19 protein-coding genes and 1 other annotated feature are annotated in these 19,524 nt (G+C 40.0%); of the genes, 8 read left to right on the top strand and 11 right to left on the bottom strand.

What is annotated here, in order from left to right:
* Positions 1–256: 256 nt before the first annotated feature.
* Positions 257–1,834, top strand: a complete 1,578-nt coding sequence (locus tag ACXAF2_RS17295) for a M4 family metallopeptidase (RefSeq protein ID WP_475141270.1) — start codon at positions 257–259, stop codon at positions 1,832–1,834.
* A gap of 130 nt (positions 1,835–1,964) precedes the next feature.
* On the opposite strand, the gene ACXAF2_RS17300 is transcribed toward ACXAF2_RS17295, so the two are convergent.
* The 8 genes from ACXAF2_RS17300 to ACXAF2_RS17335 all read right to left on the bottom strand — a co-directional run bounded on the left by ACXAF2_RS17300 (position 1,965) and on the right by ACXAF2_RS17335 (position 8,807).
* A complete protein-coding gene (locus ACXAF2_RS17300; protein ID WP_475140516.1) occupies positions 1,965–2,240 on the bottom strand; it encodes an adhesin in 276 nt (91 codons plus the stop codon).
* A 36-nt stretch (positions 2,241–2,276) separates the two neighbouring features.
* Positions 2,277–2,693 carry a protein-tyrosine phosphatase family protein gene (locus tag ACXAF2_RS17305; protein WP_475140518.1) on the bottom strand — a complete coding sequence of 139 codons (417 nt, stop codon included), beginning with the start codon at positions 2,691–2,693 and terminating at the stop codon, positions 2,277–2,279.
* A 12-nt stretch (positions 2,694–2,705) separates the two neighbouring features.
* Positions 2,706–4,478, bottom strand: coding sequence for an arsenical pump-driving ATPase (gene arsA / locus ACXAF2_RS17310; RefSeq protein ID WP_475140520.1), 1,773 nt, complete (start codon positions 4,476–4,478; stop codon positions 2,706–2,708).
* Between the two features lie 15 nt (positions 4,479–4,493).
* Positions 4,494–4,856: an arsenite efflux transporter metallochaperone ArsD gene (gene arsD, locus ACXAF2_RS17315; protein WP_475140522.1), complete on the bottom strand. Its 363-nt coding sequence runs from the start codon at positions 4,854–4,856 to the stop codon at positions 4,494–4,496.
* Between the two features lie 130 nt (positions 4,857–4,986).
* A complete protein-coding gene (gene arsC / locus ACXAF2_RS17320; protein WP_475140524.1) occupies positions 4,987–5,406 on the bottom strand; it encodes an arsenate reductase (thioredoxin) in 420 nt (139 codons plus the stop codon).
* A gap of 28 nt (positions 5,407–5,434) precedes the next feature.
* Positions 5,435–6,733 carry an arsenic transporter gene (locus tag ACXAF2_RS17325; RefSeq protein WP_475140526.1) on the bottom strand — a complete coding sequence of 433 codons (1,299 nt, stop codon included), beginning with the start codon at positions 6,731–6,733 and terminating at the stop codon, positions 5,435–5,437.
* Positions 6,734–6,747: 14 nt separating this feature from the next.
* Positions 6,748–7,092 carry an ArsR/SmtB family transcription factor gene (locus tag ACXAF2_RS17330; RefSeq protein WP_475140527.1) on the bottom strand — a complete coding sequence of 115 codons (345 nt, stop codon included), beginning with the start codon at positions 7,090–7,092 and terminating at the stop codon, positions 6,748–6,750.
* A gap of 233 nt (positions 7,093–7,325) precedes the next feature.
* Complete coding sequence (locus ACXAF2_RS17335; RefSeq protein ID WP_475140529.1) at positions 7,326–8,807, bottom strand: SulP family inorganic anion transporter; 1,482 nt, start codon at positions 8,805–8,807, stop codon at positions 7,326–7,328.
* Positions 8,808–9,077: 270 nt separating this feature from the next.
* Between ACXAF2_RS17335 and ACXAF2_RS17340 the strand changes: the two genes are divergently transcribed.
* Together ACXAF2_RS17340 and ACXAF2_RS17345 are read left to right on the top strand one after the other, a co-directional pair.
* Positions 9,078–9,494, top strand: a complete 417-nt coding sequence (locus tag ACXAF2_RS17340; RefSeq protein WP_475140531.1) for a universal stress protein — start codon at positions 9,078–9,080, stop codon at positions 9,492–9,494.
* A gap of 100 nt (positions 9,495–9,594) precedes the next feature.
* Positions 9,595–10,275, top strand: a complete 681-nt coding sequence (locus tag ACXAF2_RS17345) for an SGNH/GDSL hydrolase family protein (protein ID WP_475140533.1) — start codon at positions 9,595–9,597, stop codon at positions 10,273–10,275.
* A gap of 105 nt (positions 10,276–10,380) precedes the next feature.
* Here ACXAF2_RS17345 and ACXAF2_RS17350 read toward each other — a convergent pair whose 3' ends face one another.
* Positions 10,381–11,862 (bottom strand): esterase/lipase family protein, encoded by a 1,482-nt coding sequence (locus ACXAF2_RS17350; RefSeq protein WP_475140535.1) that lies wholly within the window; start codon positions 11,860–11,862, stop codon positions 10,381–10,383.
* A 307-nt stretch (positions 11,863–12,169) separates the two neighbouring features.
* Here ACXAF2_RS17350 and ACXAF2_RS17355 point away from each other — a divergent pair, with 307 nt between their 5' ends.
* From ACXAF2_RS17355 to ACXAF2_RS17365, 3 genes are all read left to right on the top strand, one after another.
* Positions 12,170–13,948 (top strand): dihydroorotate dehydrogenase, encoded by a 1,779-nt coding sequence (locus tag ACXAF2_RS17355; protein ID WP_475140538.1) that lies wholly within the window; start codon positions 12,170–12,172, stop codon positions 13,946–13,948.
* A 200-nt stretch (positions 13,949–14,148) separates the two neighbouring features.
* Entirely contained in the window at positions 14,149–14,457 is a 309-nt protein-coding gene (locus tag ACXAF2_RS17360; protein WP_475140541.1) for a PadR family transcriptional regulator, read from the top strand.
* Positions 14,429–15,661, top strand: coding sequence for a chromate transporter (locus tag ACXAF2_RS17365; protein WP_475140543.1), 1,233 nt, complete (start codon positions 14,429–14,431; stop codon positions 15,659–15,661). Before ACXAF2_RS17360 ends, ACXAF2_RS17365 begins: the two co-directional genes overlap by 29 nt.
* A 142-nt stretch (positions 15,662–15,803) precedes the next feature.
* Here ACXAF2_RS17365 and ACXAF2_RS17370 read toward each other — a convergent pair.
* Positions 15,804–17,137 (bottom strand): IS3 family transposase gene (locus ACXAF2_RS17370; RefSeq protein WP_475140545.1). Its coding sequence is split into 2 segments (ribosomal slippage): positions 15,804–16,750 and positions 16,750–17,137, totalling 1,335 coding nucleotides; the frame shifts between segments, so codons are not numbered across the junction.
* A gap of 124 nt (positions 17,138–17,261) precedes the next feature.
* Positions 17,262–17,936, bottom strand: coding sequence for a CDP-diacylglycerol--serine O-phosphatidyltransferase (pssA, locus tag ACXAF2_RS17375; RefSeq protein WP_475140547.1), 675 nt, complete (start codon positions 17,934–17,936; stop codon positions 17,262–17,264).
* A 178-nt stretch (positions 17,937–18,114) separates the two neighbouring features.
* Between pssA and ACXAF2_RS17380 the strand changes: the two genes are divergently transcribed.
* On the top strand, positions 18,115–18,582 hold the full coding sequence (locus tag ACXAF2_RS17380; RefSeq protein WP_475140549.1) for a DUF2062 domain-containing protein: 468 nt from the start codon (positions 18,115–18,117) through the stop codon (positions 18,580–18,582).
* Between the two features lie 236 nt (positions 18,583–18,818).
* Entirely contained in the window at positions 18,819–19,043 is a 225-nt protein-coding gene (locus tag ACXAF2_RS17385; protein WP_148969181.1) for a hypothetical protein, read from the top strand.
* A gap of 209 nt (positions 19,044–19,252) precedes the next feature.
* Positions 19,253–19,462, top strand: a binding site (T-box leader).
* Positions 19,463–19,524: the final 62 nt, after the last annotated feature.

Below are 19,524 nucleotides of genomic sequence, written 5' to 3' on the forward strand. Positions count from 1 at the left end.
CCGCTTCTATTATCACTAAAAAATATTAACAAAAGATATAAATCTAATAAAAAGAGTCGTATTCATGAAAATTTTCCTGAATACTACCATTAATGTCCTACTCTATATCCTCAAAAAGTCCTCCATTTTCTCAATACCTTCTTCTTCCTTCCTATGATAATCTATTTTTGACAGAATTTTTAGAAAAAGAGGAGGAATTGATTTGAAAAATAATAAAATCATTAGCGTTGGGTTATCCATTGGATTACTGTCTGGAATGATGGCTACTGGGAGTTTAGCTGCACCATCGGACAATGCTCTCTTTCAAATGAATAAAAAGGAAGGAACACCCGAATTTGTTTCAGGATTACTATCTGCCCCATCCGGGAAAAAAGCGGAGACAATCGTCCTTTCCTTTTTAGAGAAGAACAAGACGAAATTCAAACTTTCTAATAAGAAATCGGACGAGCAGTTCAAGGTGTTATCTGTCGAAAAAGACGAACTTGGAAATAAAGTCGTTCGTATTCAGCAAACCTACCATGGAGTACCTGTCTGGGGTTCCACACAGTCAGCAGTTGTAAAGGAAGATGGCACACTCCAAGCTTTTTCCGGTACTGTCGTAGCTGACTTGGATCAAAAGATAACCTCATCAAATAAGAAAGTGAACGCGAAAAAATCCTTAAAGATCGCTAAGAAAGACCTTGGACTCCACCCGAAATTAGAAAAAGAAGCAAAACCGGAATTAGTGATCTATACAGATGGGGATACTGCTTCCTTTGCATATTTTGTAAACTTGAATTATTTAGAACCGTCTCCTGGTAACTGGAACTATTTTATTGATGCGAAATCAGGAAAGATATTAAATAAATACAATGACATGCATGAAGTCACTGGAACGAATCAAGTAGGTACCGGTAAAGGCGTATTGGGTGACACGAAACCGTTGAACACAACACTTTCAAGTGGAAAGTACTATTTGCAGGATAATACTCGGGGAAATGGTGTGTATACATACAACATGAACAATCGTACCTTCTTCCCACAATTTTTCTTACCAGGCACTTTATGGTCAGATAGCGATAATGTGCTACATGCTGCATATGATGCTCCTGCAGTTGATGCTCATCATTTCGCAGGTGTCACGTATGACTTCTACAAGGATAACTACAATCGTAATTCTTATGATAATCAAGGCGCACGCTTGGTGTCTTCTGTTCACTACAGCAGCGGATACAATAACGCCTTTTGGAACGGGTCTCAAATGGTGTATGGGGATGGAGATGGCACAACGTTTGCCCCACTTTCAGGCGGCATTGACGTTGTGGCCCATGAATTAACTCATGCGGTGACAGATTTTACTTCTGACCTTGTGTATCAGAATGAATCGGGAGCCTTAAACGAAGCGATTTCAGATATTTTTGGAACATTGGTAGAGTATGAGAATGGAGCGAATCCAGATTTCGAGATTGGAGAAGATATTTATACTCCTGGCACATCCGGCGATGCCCTTCGTTCTATGAGCAACCCCGCTAAATACGGTGACCCTGACCACTACTCTAAACGTTATACTGGTACAGGAGATAACGGCGGTGTTCATACAAACAGTGGGATCATTAATAAGCAGGCTTACCTTTTAAGTGAAGGTGGTAGTCATTATGGAATAACCGTTCCCGGAATTGGCCGCGAAAAGCTTGGGGATATTTATTATCGTATGAATACAGTGTATCTGACAGCTTCCTCCACCTTCAGTCAGGCAAGAGCTGCAGCTGTCCAGGCTGCAACCGATTTATACGGAAGCACTTCAGCAGAAGTCAATGCTGTTAAACTATCATTTGATGCAGTTGGAATTAACTAAAGAGTTTGCCGGACCAGCAGGGATTATGTCCTTTGCTGGTCTTTTCGTTTGAGATCCTTCCATCATCAAAATAAGCCTGTTTCTAAGTACCAAAAATACCCAGAACAGGCTTATTCTATTTAGGATGACCTTAACAGCAGTCGCTATCCTGTACACCCACTAATACTAAACCCCCTTCTTGCACATCTAATGTGATTTCTTCAGTCATAGAAATCACATTCGTATCAAAGGCAACCGAAACCCCATTAATTTCTTCCACTTTATCCGTTGCTTGAGCTGAATCTAAAGAAACCCCAATTTGTGGCCCACAGCAACCACCTTGATTAAGAAAAAATCTGATACCTTCCGAGTTGTTCTCTGCCATTGCATTCAACAGTACTTCTTTTGCTTCATTCGTAATATTCATTGTATACAATCCCCTTTCCTTTTTGAGGTCCGTCCCTCAATTGTTTGAAAATAGTACTTTTAATACATTTTTCAGTTCTGGTTTGATGTTAATTTTTGGTCGGACGTTTTTAGCTTTTGTTTCGGCTTCTTCGAGTGTGGAGGCTTCTCCCAGTGATAGGAGAGTTCCTGCTGCGACCGTGCCTGTTCGGTTACTTCCTCCGTTACAGTGGAAGTAGACGTTTTTGCCATTTTGATAGGCTGTTACCACTTCATTGATTGCACGTCTTACGGACGCTTCTTGTTGATCAGCCTCCTCTACGATCGGGCGATGCATGCGAGTTACATCATCAAATTCCACTCCAGGTGCTTCAGCTCGTAAGTCGACGATTATATCCACTTTATCACGAACAGAATCTGCATCTTCGAAACCTCCGATATAAATTCTGTCCTTCACTAATTCATTATATTTCATTGTTATCCACCTTTACTTAGAGAAATCCATTAGCTTTTTGTACCCTATCTTTTCTTCACTCATCCATGGAATTAGAGCGGTTTTGTTTGCATAGTCGTTTTTCACTTTTTGTATCCATTCCCGTTCTGAGACAGACCTGCCTCTTAACACGGAATCTGTTGTGTTCGTCACCGCTAAGCTTTGATTGATGACCCACCATTTTGGGTGGATCTCAGCTCGTTGCAAATCTTCCTGAAGTCTTTTCGCTTCGAAAACAGGGGTAGCCTCAGGCAATGTCACTATCACTACGCTCGTTTCGTTGGGATTACGAAGACGTGGCAGGAGATTTTTCACATGGTCTTCTACCTCTCCTTTTGAACGCGCCACTTCTTTTGTATATGATTCAGTTGCATCCAGTAATAGCAGAGTATGTCCCGTTGGAGCAGTATCAATCACGACTATTTCTTCATCCGCTTTCCCTACTATCTCTGCAAATGATTGGAAGATGGCGATTTCTTCCGTACAAGGGGAGTTTAAATCTTCCTCCAGATACGCCATTCCTTTTTCATCGAGACTCTCTGAAGCTTTTGAAAGAACGGACTTTTTATACGACTCAACCGTTACTTTCGGGTCGATCCGACTGATTTTCAAGTCGACCTTCCCTGGTTCTTCTTGAAACATATGAGTTAAGTGGGCTGCGGGATCTGTTGTAGTTAAATGTACCTTATGTCCCCTCTCAATCAAGCCAACAGCAATAGCTGAAGCGACTGTCGTTTTCCCTACTCCACCTTTTCCCATCGTAAAAATGACACGTGAATTGTTCATGGAGAAGTCGTCTATCACTTCTTTTAATCCGGAAAATTCAATGGATTCATCGTCAATTTCAGTTACAGCATTCGGGTTAACCTGTACATGAGAGAATAATTGTCTCAATGAATTTGTTCCTGTTAAGGAGTACGCTACATAAGGTAGTGAATAAGTTTGAATTTCCTTAAGAGAAATCGGCATTGTTTGTAACGCTTCTTGCTGGCGACTGTAAAAGGCCGTTGCAATCGGGTCATCCCATTGGTGCTTACCCATTAATCCATTTACAATCAACATTTGATTTTTTATTCCAATGTCCTGGAGTTCCTTTGATGCCCTGTCAGCTTCCGTTAACGAGGAAGTATCCGGTCGTGCAACAAGAACAAGTGTCGTTTTTTTCTTATCGGATAATACGCTTACAGTTGAAGAATACAGATCCTTCTTGTCCCCAAGCCCTGAAAGAGGTCCTAAACAAGATGCTCCATGTGTACTCTCTTCCAAGAACCCCGTCCAAGCTGTTGGAAGCTGCAACAAACGTAGCGTATGACCTGTCGGTGCTGTATCGAATACAATATGATCAAACTGATCTACTATGGCAAAGTCTGCAAGCAAACTTGTAAACTCATCAAAAGCAGCAAGTTCAACTGTACATGCACCAGACAACTGTTCCTCCATATTGCTTACTACTGCGTCAGGAAGTTTCCCTCTATATGGTCCAATAACTTTTTCACGGTATGATGCAGCTGCTTCTTCCGGGTCAAGATTACAGGCGGATAATGTCGGTAAACCTGGAACTTGTTTAGGTTGATTGGTAAGTTCGGTTTCTAATACATCCTGTAAATTGGAAGCTGGATCTGTACTGACGATCAGCACCCTTTTTCCTTCATCAGCAAGGGCAATGGCTGTTGCACTTGCCGTAGACGTTTTCCCCACTCCCCCTTTACCCGTAAAAAAGATGAAGGGTGTTTGATTGACATCATCTAATTGAAAAGATGTGAACATTGTACCCCAACTTTCTCATTTCTTATTAATTTCCAATTTTTGTCGTACTTTTCTTTTCTCATTCAATTCTTCAGCCGGTACTTCAAACCATTTTGAAAACTCTTCATTTGAAGGATATTTTCCAAAAGCGGCTTGTTTTCCATCAACAAGTGTGACAGGTAAAGCATCCGGACCTTCATCGTGTAAAATACGGTTGATCACCTCATGGTCGGCAAATGCCCCTGGATCATTCGCTAAATTGTATCGGCTAATATCAAACCCTCGTTTTTCAAGTGAATATACAGCATTCGCGACACGAGTAAGTTCAGGATCGATACTGGGGCCACAAACCCCCGTCGAACAGCACATTGCCGGATCAAAAATTTCAACCTTCACCATCAACATTTCACTCCCACTCATAAATTTATATAAAAAATAGCCGAGAAGATCTCTCGGCTTTATAAAAGAGGGACGGACCTATTGGACAGGACTATAAAAATTCCCATGAGGTCCGTCCCTCTATCTTTTCTTACTTCCCGGTTTCAGCGAATGTTTTGATGCGATCGCTGATTTCATCACGAACGCGTTGGAAGAATGCCCATTTCTCTTCATCGGTTCCTTCGGCTTTTGCCGGGTCATCAAAGCCCCAATGCTCACGCTTGACATGTGGAGGGGTCATAGGGCATTTATCAGCTGCATCACCACAAAGTGTAACAACTAAATCTGCATTGTTCAAAATGACAGGATCGATGATGTCAGAAGTTTGGCCTGAAATATCAATTCCCGCTTCTTTCATTGCTTTTACTGCGTTAGGATTTAATCCGTGCGCTTCAATACCTGCACTTTTCACATCCCAATCTTCTCCTAAATGATGCTTCGCCCAACCTTCTGCCATTTGGCTGCGGCATGAGTTACCCGTACATAAGAAGTATAGTGTTTTTTTAGACATAGTAATCGAGCTCCTTTTGTTGTAAGTTTTAAGATATGATCATTAACCAGATATATAAACCAATAAGGGTAATGAGTAATGTTGGTACAGTTAAAATAATTCCCGTTTTAAAATATTGCCCCCATGAGATTTTCACGCCTTTCAATGATAAAACGTGTAACCATAAGAGAGTTGCCAGTGAACCAATGGGGGTGATTTTCGGACCAAGATCAGAACCAATGACATTGGAATAAATAAGGGACTCCCGAATAACCCCAGTAGTGTTCGTATCCATTATCGCAATCGCATCGATCATAACGGTAGGCATATTGTTCATCACCGATGACAGAATCGCTGCAATGAATCCCATGGAAATCGTAGCGACGAACAGTCCTTGATCAGCTGCCACTTGAATAACATCCGTTAACACATTCGTCAGTCCTACATTACGCAAACCATACACTACCACGTACATTCCAATCGAGAAGAATACAATCGCCCATGGAGCACCCTTAATGACCGTTTTCGTGTTGACAGCTGAGCTTCTCCTAGCCATTAATAAGAAGAAAATCGACACAATACCCGCGATAATCGATACAGGTATGTGCAGTGATTCACTGATAAAGTAACCAACCAGCAAGATGCCAAGAACGATCCAGGATAGCTTAAACATACGCTGATCTTTAATCGCTTCAACCGGTTTCTTCAGCTGGCTGGCATCGTAATTCTTTGGAATGCTTTTTCTAAAGAACAGATACAGTACCAAGATGCTTGCAAACAATGAGAAGAAGTTTGGAATGATCATTCTTGATGCATATTCCACAAACCCGATATCAAAGAAATCGGCGGACACGATGTTCACAAGGTTACTGACGACAAGCGGCAATGAAGTCGTGTCGGCAATGAATCCACTTGCCATGATAAATGGAAACACCATTTTTTCTTCAAAATTCAAGTTTCTCACCATTGCCAGAACAATCGGAGTCAATATTAAAGCAGCTCCATCATTCGCAAAAAATGCTGCGACAACCGCTCCTAAAAGGGAAACGTACACAAACATTTTGACGCCATTCCCTTTTGCTGCCCTCGCCATATGTAGAGCAGACCATTCAAAGAATCCAATTTCATCCAAAATTAGTGAAATAATGATAATGGCAATGAATGCTAAAGTCGCATTCCAGACTATTCCTGTCACAGCCACAACATCCTGGAAGTCAACGACCCCTACAATCAAGGCAAGGATCGCTCCTCCACAAGCAGACCAGCCAATGGACAATCCTTTAGGCTGCCAAATCACAAGGACCAATGTGGCCACAAAAATCATGGTAGCTAAAAATACTGATAACACAGGAAACCCTCCTCCTAATGACAAGAAATGCGTAATCCTTGTTTTTCTAATGCTGTTAATCGATCATCCTGATTAGGCAAGTGTTCCAACAGGCTTTGAACAAACGGGTACGCATCACTTTCTTTGTTAAGAGAGTAAAAGACCCATTGACCCCTTCTTAATTCCTTCACAAGTCCAGCATCTTTCAATTTACGAATATGCTGTGATATGGCAGGTTGACTCATTTTGAAAATCTCGACAAATTCACACACACAGCAGTCATTGGATTCTAATAATTTCACCATCGTAAGACGGGTTTTATCCCCTAGAAGCTTTAACATTGTTGCAGCCCTTTCAATATCAACTTTTGATTTAAGCATGTAAACACCTCCACAATCACTTATATTATCAGCATATTATTATTTACTTATATAATAAGAATAAATAAGAACCTTTCTAAAGGCCCCTATATAAGCTCTCGCTTATATAATAAAATACTTATATGCTTATTTCAACCTTTTTTCATCATTCTTTGGTTTTTGGGGCAAATTGTGCAACGAAGAATAAATAGAAAAGTCCTTGATCACTTGACCAAGGACTTTTCAAATCTTAATTAATGGTTAACGGCTTTATCTAATCCACCGGGCTTATTATGCACGGCCAATTTGTCAATTAATTTATTACTTTCGGTATTCAGACCAATCAGATTTACTTTTACGCCATTCTGATGGTATTTGATAACGATTTTATCAATCGCTCCAACAGCAGAATCATCCCATAAATGTGTGTGAGTTAAATCCAGCGTTACTTCCTTCACATCTTCATTGAAATTAAAGCTTTCAACAAATTCTGTAACAGAAGCAAAGAACAATTGACCTGACACACGGTATACCTTCTTGTGAGTTTCTTCAGACGCCATCGTGGTAATCTTCACTTTTGATATTTTGGAAGCGAAGAATATAGCGCTTAAGATAATCCCGACAAGAACACCTTTTGATAAATCATGAGTAAACAATACAGTGACAACTGTTGCAATCATAACAAGAGAGTCTGTAATCGGTGTTTTGTGTAAGTTCTTCACTGAAGCCCAATCAAATGTCCCAACGGACACCATGATCATGACTCCAACCAAAGCAGCCATTGGAATTTGAACCAAGAAATCATTAAGCAATAGAATTAAAATCATTAAGAATGTACCAGCCACAAATGCTGATAAACGTCCCCGTCCACCTGACTTGACATTAATAACTGATTGTCCGATCATTGCACAACCAGCCATTCCACCGAAAAGACCGGATACGATGTTTGCAATCCCTTGACCTTTTGCTTCTTTATTCTTATCACTTGTGGTATCTGTCATATCATCAACAATAGAAGCAGTTAACAGAGACTCAACCAACCCTACAATGGCAATGGATAAAGAATATGGAAAAATGATTTGCAATGTCTCGAAGTTAAATGGAATATCAGGAATCAAGAAGACTGGTAAAGCTTGAGTAAGCTCACCCATATCTCCAACTGTACGTACTCCACTTCCTGTCATCACCGCGAAAATTGTCACAGCGATAATGGCCACTAATGGGGAAGGAACTGCTTTTGTAAAGCGCGGTAAAATATATATGATCCCTAAAGCACCAGCCACCATAGCATACATGATCCACGTTTCACCAACAAAGTGTGGTAACTGTGAAGTAAAAATCAAGATGGCAAGTGCGTTTACAAATCCAACCATAACGGAACGTGGTACAAATTTCATTAAGCGGCCTAGTTTAAGGACACCCATGATAATTTGAATCACACCTGTTAAGATGGTCGCTGCTAACAGATATTGTAAGCCATGATCTGCAACCAACGTCACCATGACCAGGGCCGTAGCACCCGTTGCGGCAGAAATCATTCCCGGACGACCGCCAACAAACGCAATCACTACTGCAATACAGAAGGAAGCATATAACCCGATCATTGGATCGACACCTGCGATGATAGAAAACGCAATTGCTTCCGGGACCAATGCCATAGCCACGACTAAACCGGCTAACACATCTCCACGGATATTACCAAACCACTCATATTTAATTTTTTGACTTAAATTCATAACACACCTCTTCCTATTTTATTGATGACTTTCAACTCTCATGAAAGTCGGGGCCGTTTAACACAAGGGACATTATATAATGGATGATTCAATTTGTGAAACAGTTATGAAAGCGCAAACATAACAATTTATCTTTCATTTACTCTAAATTCCACTGATAATCTGCATCATTTCAAATACATGTAAAAAAATCATTAAGTTCCGAAGAGGGAATTGAATAAAAATATAGAACTAAATACTAAGCGCTTTCATCGGATGGAGGAAAAGCAAATGTTCAAACACATTCTTCTCGCAACAGACGGATCTGAACACTCTCTAAGGGCAGGAGAAAAAGCGATCTCTCTCGCAAAATGCCATGAAGGCTCAAAAATAGATATTGTATATGTAATAGACGGGAAGCAATCCAAGGAAGATGTTCTGCACCACTGGGGACAGGATGCGACAGATAAACGGAAGCAGAAACTGCAAATGATAGAACAAAAAGCCAAGCAGGAAGGCATCGACTATGAGATTATCTTTTTACACGGAGATCCTGGGCCGACCATTGTTGAGCATGCAAACAAAAACAACTTCGATGCAGTAGTCATTGGAAGCCGGGGATTAAATCTATTTCAGGAAATGGTCTTGGGAAGTGTAAGCCATAAAGTTGCAAAAAGGGCTAAATGTCCCGTGATGATCGTGAAGTAGAGAAAGACTTCCAAATAGGAAGTCTTTCTCTACTTCATCCTTATACAAATAATCAAAAATCATCGGTACCCGCTCTAATATTAACAAAGGAGGGCATCCCATGAAAATTGGTCTTATTGGAGATAGTTTAACGGAAGGTAGACCGGGGGTATCGTTCGTTTCCTTTCTACAAAAAAAGTTTCCACATTATGTTTTTGACAATTTTGGAAAACCTGGTGAAACAGTTAAGAGTTTACATACCCGTCTCACCAATACCCCTTTACAAACAAACTATGACCTTACATTCCTCTGGATCGGCGTGAACGATGTATACTCAAAGCTGTTAAAAGTTCAGCCACAGCCAGTTGTAAAAGATCATGATGAGTTCAAAGAATATTATCGAAACATATTAAAGAACATTTCTTCCTCATCCCGATACACCATTGCAGTTTCTCCAGCTATAATCGGTGAGCGTCTCGATAACGAATTCAACCTGGAATTAAGGGAGCTTTCTTTCATTATCCAATTCACCACGGGCAAGAATCCCTCCATCCACTTTCTTAATATGCAAGAAGTTTTCCATCAACTTTTATCCACTGGCAACAGCTGCGATTTTATTAACACCAGCATTTTAAGCATCATGAAAGATGCTCTTTTTTATAAAAGTTCTCTCCGAATTGACCACCTTTCTTCTAAACGGGGATTGAAGTATACTGTAGATGGTGTTCATTTAAATAGTCATGGCGCCATAATTGTGGCTGATAAATACGGAGAGTATATTGAAGAATTGCTCCAACCATAAAAGGGCCATTCCGTCAAGGATTGGCCCTTTACCATTTTTATTCACTTTCAAAATATGAGAAACTAATAAAACATTCTCTCCTCTCCCAATGAATTTCAACCTATCCTATTGTCCAAAAACCTTCCCTGAAGCATCAACATAAATGGTTTTAATGATCGTTCTTTGGAACATCGTTTTGTCCTTGCTTCCTTCTACATCAATGGTCACATTATAAACTCCTTCTCCAAGCTTCGGGAGTTTTAATGAGTCATTCTTTGTTTTCACCTTACTCTTCTTCAACTTACCATTCTTGTAATATTCAATGGTCATAGCTGGTTTAAGCTGTACCTTTCTGTCAACTGATTTCAAGCTGATTTCATCCTGTGCTAATTGGATACTCAATGCATCGTTCGTTGCGCTTTCAAAAGACACATGTAAGAGATAGTTTTCTTCTGAAGACGACGATGCTTCAACCGTCCACTGCCCTGGTGCCGGGTCTTGAACGGAAACGGTATGGTGATACGCACCGTGAAAATATTCACTTTCATCCTTTTTTACCTTGAAGATTGAATTTGCTTTTTGACCAGGATCTTTAAGTATCAACTGTGAAGAAGGGCTATTGCTGATCCAATCAAATGTTACGGACTGAACCCCATGTTCTACTAATACCTTTTCTTGTTTCTTTCCACTAAATTCTCCTCCTCTAACAAAAGAGGCTGCGTTCTCTGCAACATTCGACTCGACCATACTTTGAGAGCTAAATTCAGACGTATTGGTCACTTCATTCAAATAATTTCTGAATATATTAAATGTAGATGAACCTTCTTTGATGGTCGAGTGATTCCAATCCCCCACTCTCAGTTCTGTCCCATAGGGGAGTCGTGAGCTATTAACCGTAACGGCTCCATCGTTGCTGCCATAAGCCCTGAGGTACAATCCTCCCCAATATAATGAGCTTCCGAAGCTTCCCCATTTCGTCCCGCCAAACGTATAGATTGGATTTCTATTTACATTCGGATGATGGTCCGTTTCAGATCGGAAATAGCTCATATATCCTGTTTGCAGTGAATAAGTGGCATCATTCTTACTTCCTAAAATGCCTGTCAACCACCCCGCCCAGCTGCTATAAGCGAGATCTGCCAGCTGTGAACCATAATGGGGCGTGGAAAGGGTGATCACCCTTGCGACATATGGATAAGCTCCATGGTGTACAAGAGCCGATTGCGTATCAATTCCCCCTTTACTATGGGCTACGACCACTACCTTTTCTCCGTAGTAACTGTATATGTCACTAATTTTCTGGGCCAGGAGGGCACCGTTATCCCACATATTCTTTGTTGGATAAAGATCAATAAAAGCGGTTTCATAACCATTTTGATAGGCTGTGTCATACATATTATTTTCATTCCACCATGTGTTAGAAGAGCTATTTAGTCCATGAACAAAGAGAATTGGGTGTTTGGAAGGGGCTACATACGAGGGAGTTGTACCTACATACCACTGCCCGGGAACTCCAGAAGGATCATCCTTACCAAATGAACCTGCCTGGCTCCAGGACGGCAGTAATAAAAAAAGTGCCAAAACTGTCATAGAAATCTTTTTAATCATACACTCTCTCCTTTTCCATTGAAATAAACCTGTAAAGTATATCGACGGAAATCAGAAGATATAACCGACCAAACGGAATTAAGGAAAAAAGAACTAAAAAATGTTCTGGTCTTGAACATAAACTATCATTATGAGGATTCAGATTCTCGGTCTTATCTATATCACGTTCTTTCCTCACAATCGTTTCATAGAAGTAATTCATTTGTTCGCTTGTTCACGTAACTGACTTCTTCTTTAAATTCCCCACCCACGCTATCAAAATCCCTGATAGAATGATGGTATTACAATAAATTGCGAGGAATGTGCTATGCCTGATTGGTCCTACCACGGAATATTCAAACCCGCTTTATCCAAACTCCCTGCTTACATCTCGAGAGAGTTTATACACAGAGGAATGAGTACAATCGCTTCTCTCCCTCTTGGTCCTAACATCATCCATTTTCTAGGTAGAGAAGAGTGCTCCCCTAAACTGAATAAACAAATCAAAGGGATAGAATTTTCCAATCCTGTTGGGCTCTCCGGTAAAATTGATCCCTTGCTAACAGGAACATCTGCCTTTGTTCATTTAGGCTTTGGCTTTATTGAAATTGGCCCTGTAACTTTACAGGCTTCAACAGAACATTCTTACCCTGTTGCAGATCATAGGATGGAGCGTATTCGATTTCCGGATCCCCTTGAATCCATCGGAATAGACAGGACTCTGAAGAAATTAAGTAAGGTTAGAAAGAAACAACCCCTCCTTATACGTCTGTCTGGGACACCAACAGAATTATCTATAATGATGAATAGATTAGATGTATTTGCAGATGGATATATTGTTGAAGGTGATGAAATTCATCCTACTTTCCATAGTGCCAAACCGATTTTCATCTCAAATCCAACGTTAGAACTCCTCTATAAATTGAATATTGAAAATATTTCAGGAATCGTTGTGGAAGGGGATGAATTCAACACCCTCCTTTCAACCGTTCGTACTTACAAAAAGGCTATCCCGTTTCTACCAATCATCATATCAGGGGGAGTTCATGAACCAAGTCAGGCACTATCTCTACTAAGTGCGGGTGCAGACCTCCTCCTCCTCTCAGATGGTTATGTCTTTTCAGGTCCTGGTTTAACCAAACGCATTAATGAAGCATTAGTGGATGATATGAGCGAACAGCTACCTCATCAAAAGGGATGGCTATCTTACTGGTATTTTGGTTTATTTATTTTTTTAGGGGGACTATTAGCCTTCCTTTTTAGTTTAACTTCGGTGATTCTGCCGTATGATGAACATTACTTGGGGATGAAGAAGGAATCGATTGCTGGATTCAACGACCGGATTGTAAAATTTATGGCTCATGATCGGATGACGTTAGCAGGTACTATGATTTCTGGAGGGATTGTGTATATGCAGCTCTCCTTTCATGGTGTCAGGAGAGGGCTCCTATGGGCCAAACAGTCCATAGATATTGCCGCCATTACAGGATTTCTGGGAATTTTCTTATTTATTGGGTATGGCTATTTTGACTGGCTTCATCTTTTATTTTGGCTCATTTTGCTTCCTTTTTACGTTTATGGCTGGATTCATACAAGGTGGATAAAAGGAACTCCCTCATCTCGAAATCGAAGAAATCATACTATATGGATGCAATCCCTGTATGGTCAGCTTGCATTTGTCGTACTGGGATTTTCTTTTGTTCTTGGTGGTCTTGTCATTTCTTACTTTGGGGTTACTTCTGTTTTTGTTCCGACGGATCTTCTTTACCTATGTATGCCACCGGAGATTCTTCATGAGTTCAATCAGAACCTCATTCCCGTAATTGCACATGATCGAGCGGGATTCGGAAGTGCTTTATTAAGTGTGGGATTACTAGTCTTAACTCTCTCACTTTGGGGCTTTCAGCAAGGAAATAAGTGGGTTTGGCGGACCCTTCTGATAGGAGGGCTCCCTGCCTTTATTTCGGGGATATATATTCATTTTGCTATCGGGTACACCTCGTTAACCCATCTTCTGCCCGCCTATTTTTCCATTTGCTTATTTTTGATTGGCTTAGTCAAAACCTATTCATTTTTTTATAAAGATAGGGATGACGATGAACTTTAGCTGTATCCATAGCGGATATGGCTTTTTTGTTAAGATATTAACTACTAAAAATACCATATGTAATTACCTTCATGTTAAGAGTTTGTAAATTTACCGAAAGTTCATTGAATCATTTCATTTTACATGTTACATTCTTTGTATGGATTTTCGATATCGAATTTCGATATTGATTTTCGCTTTGAATAAAAGGAGGTGTTTCATTGGAAGATAAAGTATTACGGAAACTCTTTCTTGGGTTTATTCAGATCCACATACTCCATCATGCTAAAGAAGAGCCTATTTATGGTACATGGATGTTAGAAGAATTAAGAGAACATGGATATAGCATAAGCTCCGGTACACTGTACCCTATTCTTCACTCAATGGAGACTGACGGATTATTAACAAAAGAAGAGAAAAACGTGGACGGGAAGATCAGGAAGTATTATTCGACTACAGATAAAGGCAATAAAGTACTCAGTGAAGCACGAGATAAAGCCTATGAGCTATTTAAAGAAATCAAAGACTAACAAAGAAGGTGAAAAAATATTGAAAACATCAAGAAATTTTAAGTCCCTGATTGAAATACTTTTTATATCAACAAGATTGGGGCTGACATCGTTCGGTGGGCCGGTTGCCCATTTAGGATACTTTCATGAAGAATATGTTCGCAGAAGAAAATGGATGGATGAGAAAAGTTACGCAGATCTGGTCGCTCTTTGCCAATTTCTCCCGGGTCCTGCAAGCTCTCAAGTTGGAATGGGCATTGGCATCATGCGGGCAGGAGTACTTGGAGGAATTGTTTCATTTATAGGCTTTACACTCCCTTCTGTCGTTGCATTGATTCTTTTCGCCATCATTCTTCAGGGATTGGATGTGGCAGATGCCGGGTGGATACACGGGTTAAAAATTGTCGCAGTTGCAGTCGTTGCTCATGCTATTTTAGGAATGGCCAAAAAGTTGACGCCTGATTTAAAACGAAAAGCGATTGCATTGTTTGCTTTAGTGGTCATTTTATTATGGCAAACAGCGTTTTCACAAATTGGGGTCATCCTTCTTTCAGCTTTTATTGGATTTTTACTCTTTAAACAACATAAACCCGACGATGAAGCACGAATTGACTTTCCGATTTCTCGTAGATTCGCAGTGATTTGTTTAGTTATATTCTTCGGATTACTATTTCTTCTTCCGTTCTTAAGGGAATTGACCTCCCTTGAATGGATCACTTTATTCGATAGCTTCTATCGTTCCGGGTCATTGGTTTTCGGTGGAGGTCATGTTGTCTTACCTCTCCTTGAACGGGAGTTTGTTCCTACGGGATGGTTAACGGAAGAAGCGTTTTTGGCAGGGTATGGTGCAGCCCAGGCGGTTCCAGGTCCTCTCTTCACATTTGCAGCGTATATTGGTGCTGTGATTAATGGGTGGCAGGGCGGATTGCTTGCAACTTTCGCGATTTTCCTTCCAGCCTTTCTACTCATTTTAGGGACGCTTCCATTTTGGGATTCCCTCCGCAGGAATCCTAAGATAAAAGGCGCGCTGATGGGAGTCAATGCTGCTGTGGTTGGAATTTTGATTGCGGCGTTTTACCACCCGATATGGACTTCATCCATTCTTGCTCCAATCGATTTTGCCTTTGCTGCGGTTTTGTTTAGCATGCTGGTCTTTTGGAAACTTCCACCTTGGATCGTCGTGGTGACAGGAGCAGTGGGAGGACTCATTATTGGTTTTATTTAAAAAGCTAAAAGAGTTAGGAACCTGCTCCCTTGCTTTTTGATTTAAAGAGTTTTAAGGAAACGGTTTAGCACAGTGGAAAATAAAAAATGATCCGGGCAATAATGAACTATACCCCATAATTCGGACAGTTTTAAAAAAGAGCCTAGGCTGCTAATAAGTGACTCCGGTATTGTACCGGGGTCATTTTATTTATACCCCATTGATAACGCCGGTGATTATACTCCTCTATTACTCGATACACTTCCTTTCTGACTTCCCTAATATTCTTACATGTTTTATACTCTGCCCAATCCTTGAAGTGCCCAAAGAAACTCTCCATCGGGGCATTGTCCCAACAGTTCCCTTTACGTGACATCGATTGGGTTAATCCAAGTGTTTTCACCCTATTTTGAAATTGGGGATGTGTATAATGAAATCCCTGATCTGAATGTAATATGGCTTCAGAATGGAATGATTTCCCTACTGCGAGCTTTAATTTCTTAAGGGTACTATAAACGATATCCATTTCCAAGGAAGAGGATAGGTGATAAGCGACAATTTCCTTCGTCGTACTATCTTTCACACAGGATAAATAAGCTTTTTGCCCCTTTCCGTAATAAAGATACGTAATGTCAGTAAGGAGTACTTTGCCTGGCTCATTTTGATTGAATTCACGATTCAGGAGATTCGGACAGGTGCAGTGTTCTTTCGTCGCCTTAGCCATTTTCCGATAGGGATTAGCTCTTCTAATCTTTGTAATAAGATTATATTTAGCCATTAGTCGTCTAATCTTCTTGGGATTCATGACGGTTGAATGGTCATTCTCCATAAACATTTTAATCTGAAGAGCACCAGCTTTTTTATCTTTCTTCTCAAAAATTTCTTTGATTAGAACTATATCTGCTTCATCTTGTTCTTCTCGTTTCACACGCTTAGGGGAAGCGTTCAACCAATCGTAATAACCACTTCTGCTTACTCCTGCCAGTTCACATAGATAGGAAATAGTTTTCTTTAATCGGTGTTTTTGAATCGTTCTATCAATAAGATAAAACTTTTCGGACTGCCTCAATATCGTTTCTTCTTCAACGCCTGCCTTTCTAGAACTTCTAACTTTTTTAGGAAATCATTTTCTGCTTCCAGGAACTTAATTCTTGCCTCTGCTTTCTTCAATTGTTCTTCAGGAGATAGGGAACTTGAAGATGGGCGACCGGTGCTTCCTTTCCCTCTGCGTTCCGAAAGGAATCCTTCTTCTCCATAACGCTCAAACGTTTCTCTCCATCGCCGGAGACATCGTTTAGGCTGGTCCTTCCCAATCATTTCAATATCAAAACCATGTTCAATGAAGATTTGTGAAGGGATCTTCCCGTTTTTATATTCTTTAACTGCATTTATTTTAAACTTAGGGCTGTAGGAAATCGAGCGTTCGGAAACACTTGTGATATTCGAATTCTTCTTCAGTTCTTTCATTTGAAATTCACTATAAAGCTTCTTACTCATCTAAAAACCTCCGTCCATTTTCATTAATTCTATTGAAACACAAAAAAACCCGGATAAGGGGCACTTTTTTATCAGTGTCCGTTATCCGGGGTATAGTTCATAAATGCCTGGATCATTTTTATTTTTATCTTTTTATAAATCGATACGTCAGATATGCGATATACAGGGGTGTGGCAATGTAAATCAAATAGGGAAACTGCTCATAGGTCCCTTTGTAAATGACAAATAGTAATGCTCCAATGAAGAGTGTCACGATCGTTCCGTACTTAGGTAAAGGCACTTCCTTGAGGCTCGGAATTCGTATACGGCTCACCATGAGAAAGCACATTGCGGTGAAAATGACTGTTGTTACAATATTGGGTATGAAGTCGCCAAATAAGGTGAGAATGGCCAGGATACCACCTGCTGCCGTAATCGGAACCCCCACGAAATAATGAAGAGACGATTTTGGCGGGCTGGTATTGAACCTTGCCAGGCGGTAGGCTCCGAATAATGGAAATAACCCTGCCACAATTAACCCTAATAATCCAAATTGAAAGAAATATGTATAATACACAAGAAAAGAAGGTGCGACTCCGAACGTAACAATATCAGCTAATGAATCCAATTCCTTTCCTAATACACTATCCGCCTGCAGCATTCTCGCCAATCTGCCGTCCATGCTATCAAGCATCATGCCAATAATAATGAGTATAGCTGCGTTTTTAAATTGTCCGCTAGCGGCAAACCCAATGGATAAGAAACCGCAATACAGATTTCCCAACGTGACCATATTGGGGATTTTTTTCGTTAGTTTCATCTTATTTCCTCACTCTACCAAAAATTCTATTACTTCTAGGATACCATGTTACAGATTTTCTTAAAGAAATGTTGTGAAAAAACTTCTAATAACCTTATAAAATTTTATATTTAGAAACCAGAAAGTTGACCATACTATTTACTGAGTATGAAAGTAAACGATAATGGGTGTTGATCTCATGATTAGAAAAAAGCTTCGTGAATGTAAATGTCTTACTCTTAAACTATTGCGTCTTAAAGATAACACCCACAGTATTGCATTAGGATTCACGGTTGGATTATTAATCAACTTCGTTCCCTCTTTTGGCATAGGTCCATTCATTTCCACAGCAATTGCAAAGGTGTTTAAAGGGAACTCATTCGCTGGATTAGTAGGAGGGGTTTCCTTGATTTGGGCTTTCCCTTTTTTCTTCTACTTGAATCTATTTGTAGGATATCACTTCTACCCCATTGATGTAGTCGATCCGTCAATAAAGAACTCCAGTGAAGCAGTAGATGTAGGGCTGCAATTGGGGAAAGCATTTTTTATCGGGATGTTCATTAATATCCCGTTATTCGGCATCCTCACGTACTTCATCATGAATTCCATTGTTAGAAAGTACCGGGAGACAATGCTTACGTATGTGCATAAGAAGTGGAACTTATAGTTTATTCCATTTTGTCTTTAACGATAGAGGTTCTGGAATTCTCCGCAAAAGAATAATTGTTCCTGTAACTCTCCTCTTTATTTAGAAAACATGAAACTCTTTTATGTTTTGATCCGTATATTCTTCTATAAAGATTCTTTCTTAACATTATCACACTTTATACTAATCCACCTCGTGTTTTGTTATAATTTAACTATTAAGGAACGAATACGATTAGGAGAAAAAGGAGGATTGTCATGACTGGAACCATTGCTGTTATCATGATCTTTTCAATACCCATCCTCGGAATCATAACGGACCATTTCCAAAAACAATCCAAGCTAAAACAAAAAATGATAGAAGACCAACTCGAACTGGAAAAACTGAAACACGAAAATTTTGTGATTGAAACCCAGAAAATGAGACTGGAATTAGAACAAATGAAACTTCAGGATCACCAGGAAAAAACGCAAATTTTATAACTAATAGCGTCAGGATTTCCTGGCGTTTTTTTCTCTATGTGGCTATTTTTTTTGCACGTTAACTTAAGTTTTATTTCTGACATATTCCTTTCAGTGAAATTACCAATACTATTATCATTCTTAAATAAACATCATATCCCGTAAAAAACCCCTTGACTTTAGCGCTTAAAAGCGTTTAAGATATAAAGCATCTTGATCATACATATTTGTGAAGAGCTGTGATGGATTTGAAGTAGTGATCTCCTCCCTGTTATAGAGAGCTAGTGGTGCTGGGAACTAGTACATAGGAAAATCATGAATTACGTTTCTTGAGCTTCTTGTTCTGTAGTGGAATAAGACGGTTATTGTCCGTTATCAATTCGAGTGGTAGGCAATTTGCTTACAACAAGGGTGGTACCGCGATCTTTTTCGTCCCTGCTGATTTATTCAGCAGGGATTTTTTGTATGTATCTACTTTCGTGCATAAAAGCGTTTAAGCACT

The sequence above is a fragment of the Rossellomorea sp. ABR4_004 genome, from assembly GCF_056159585.1.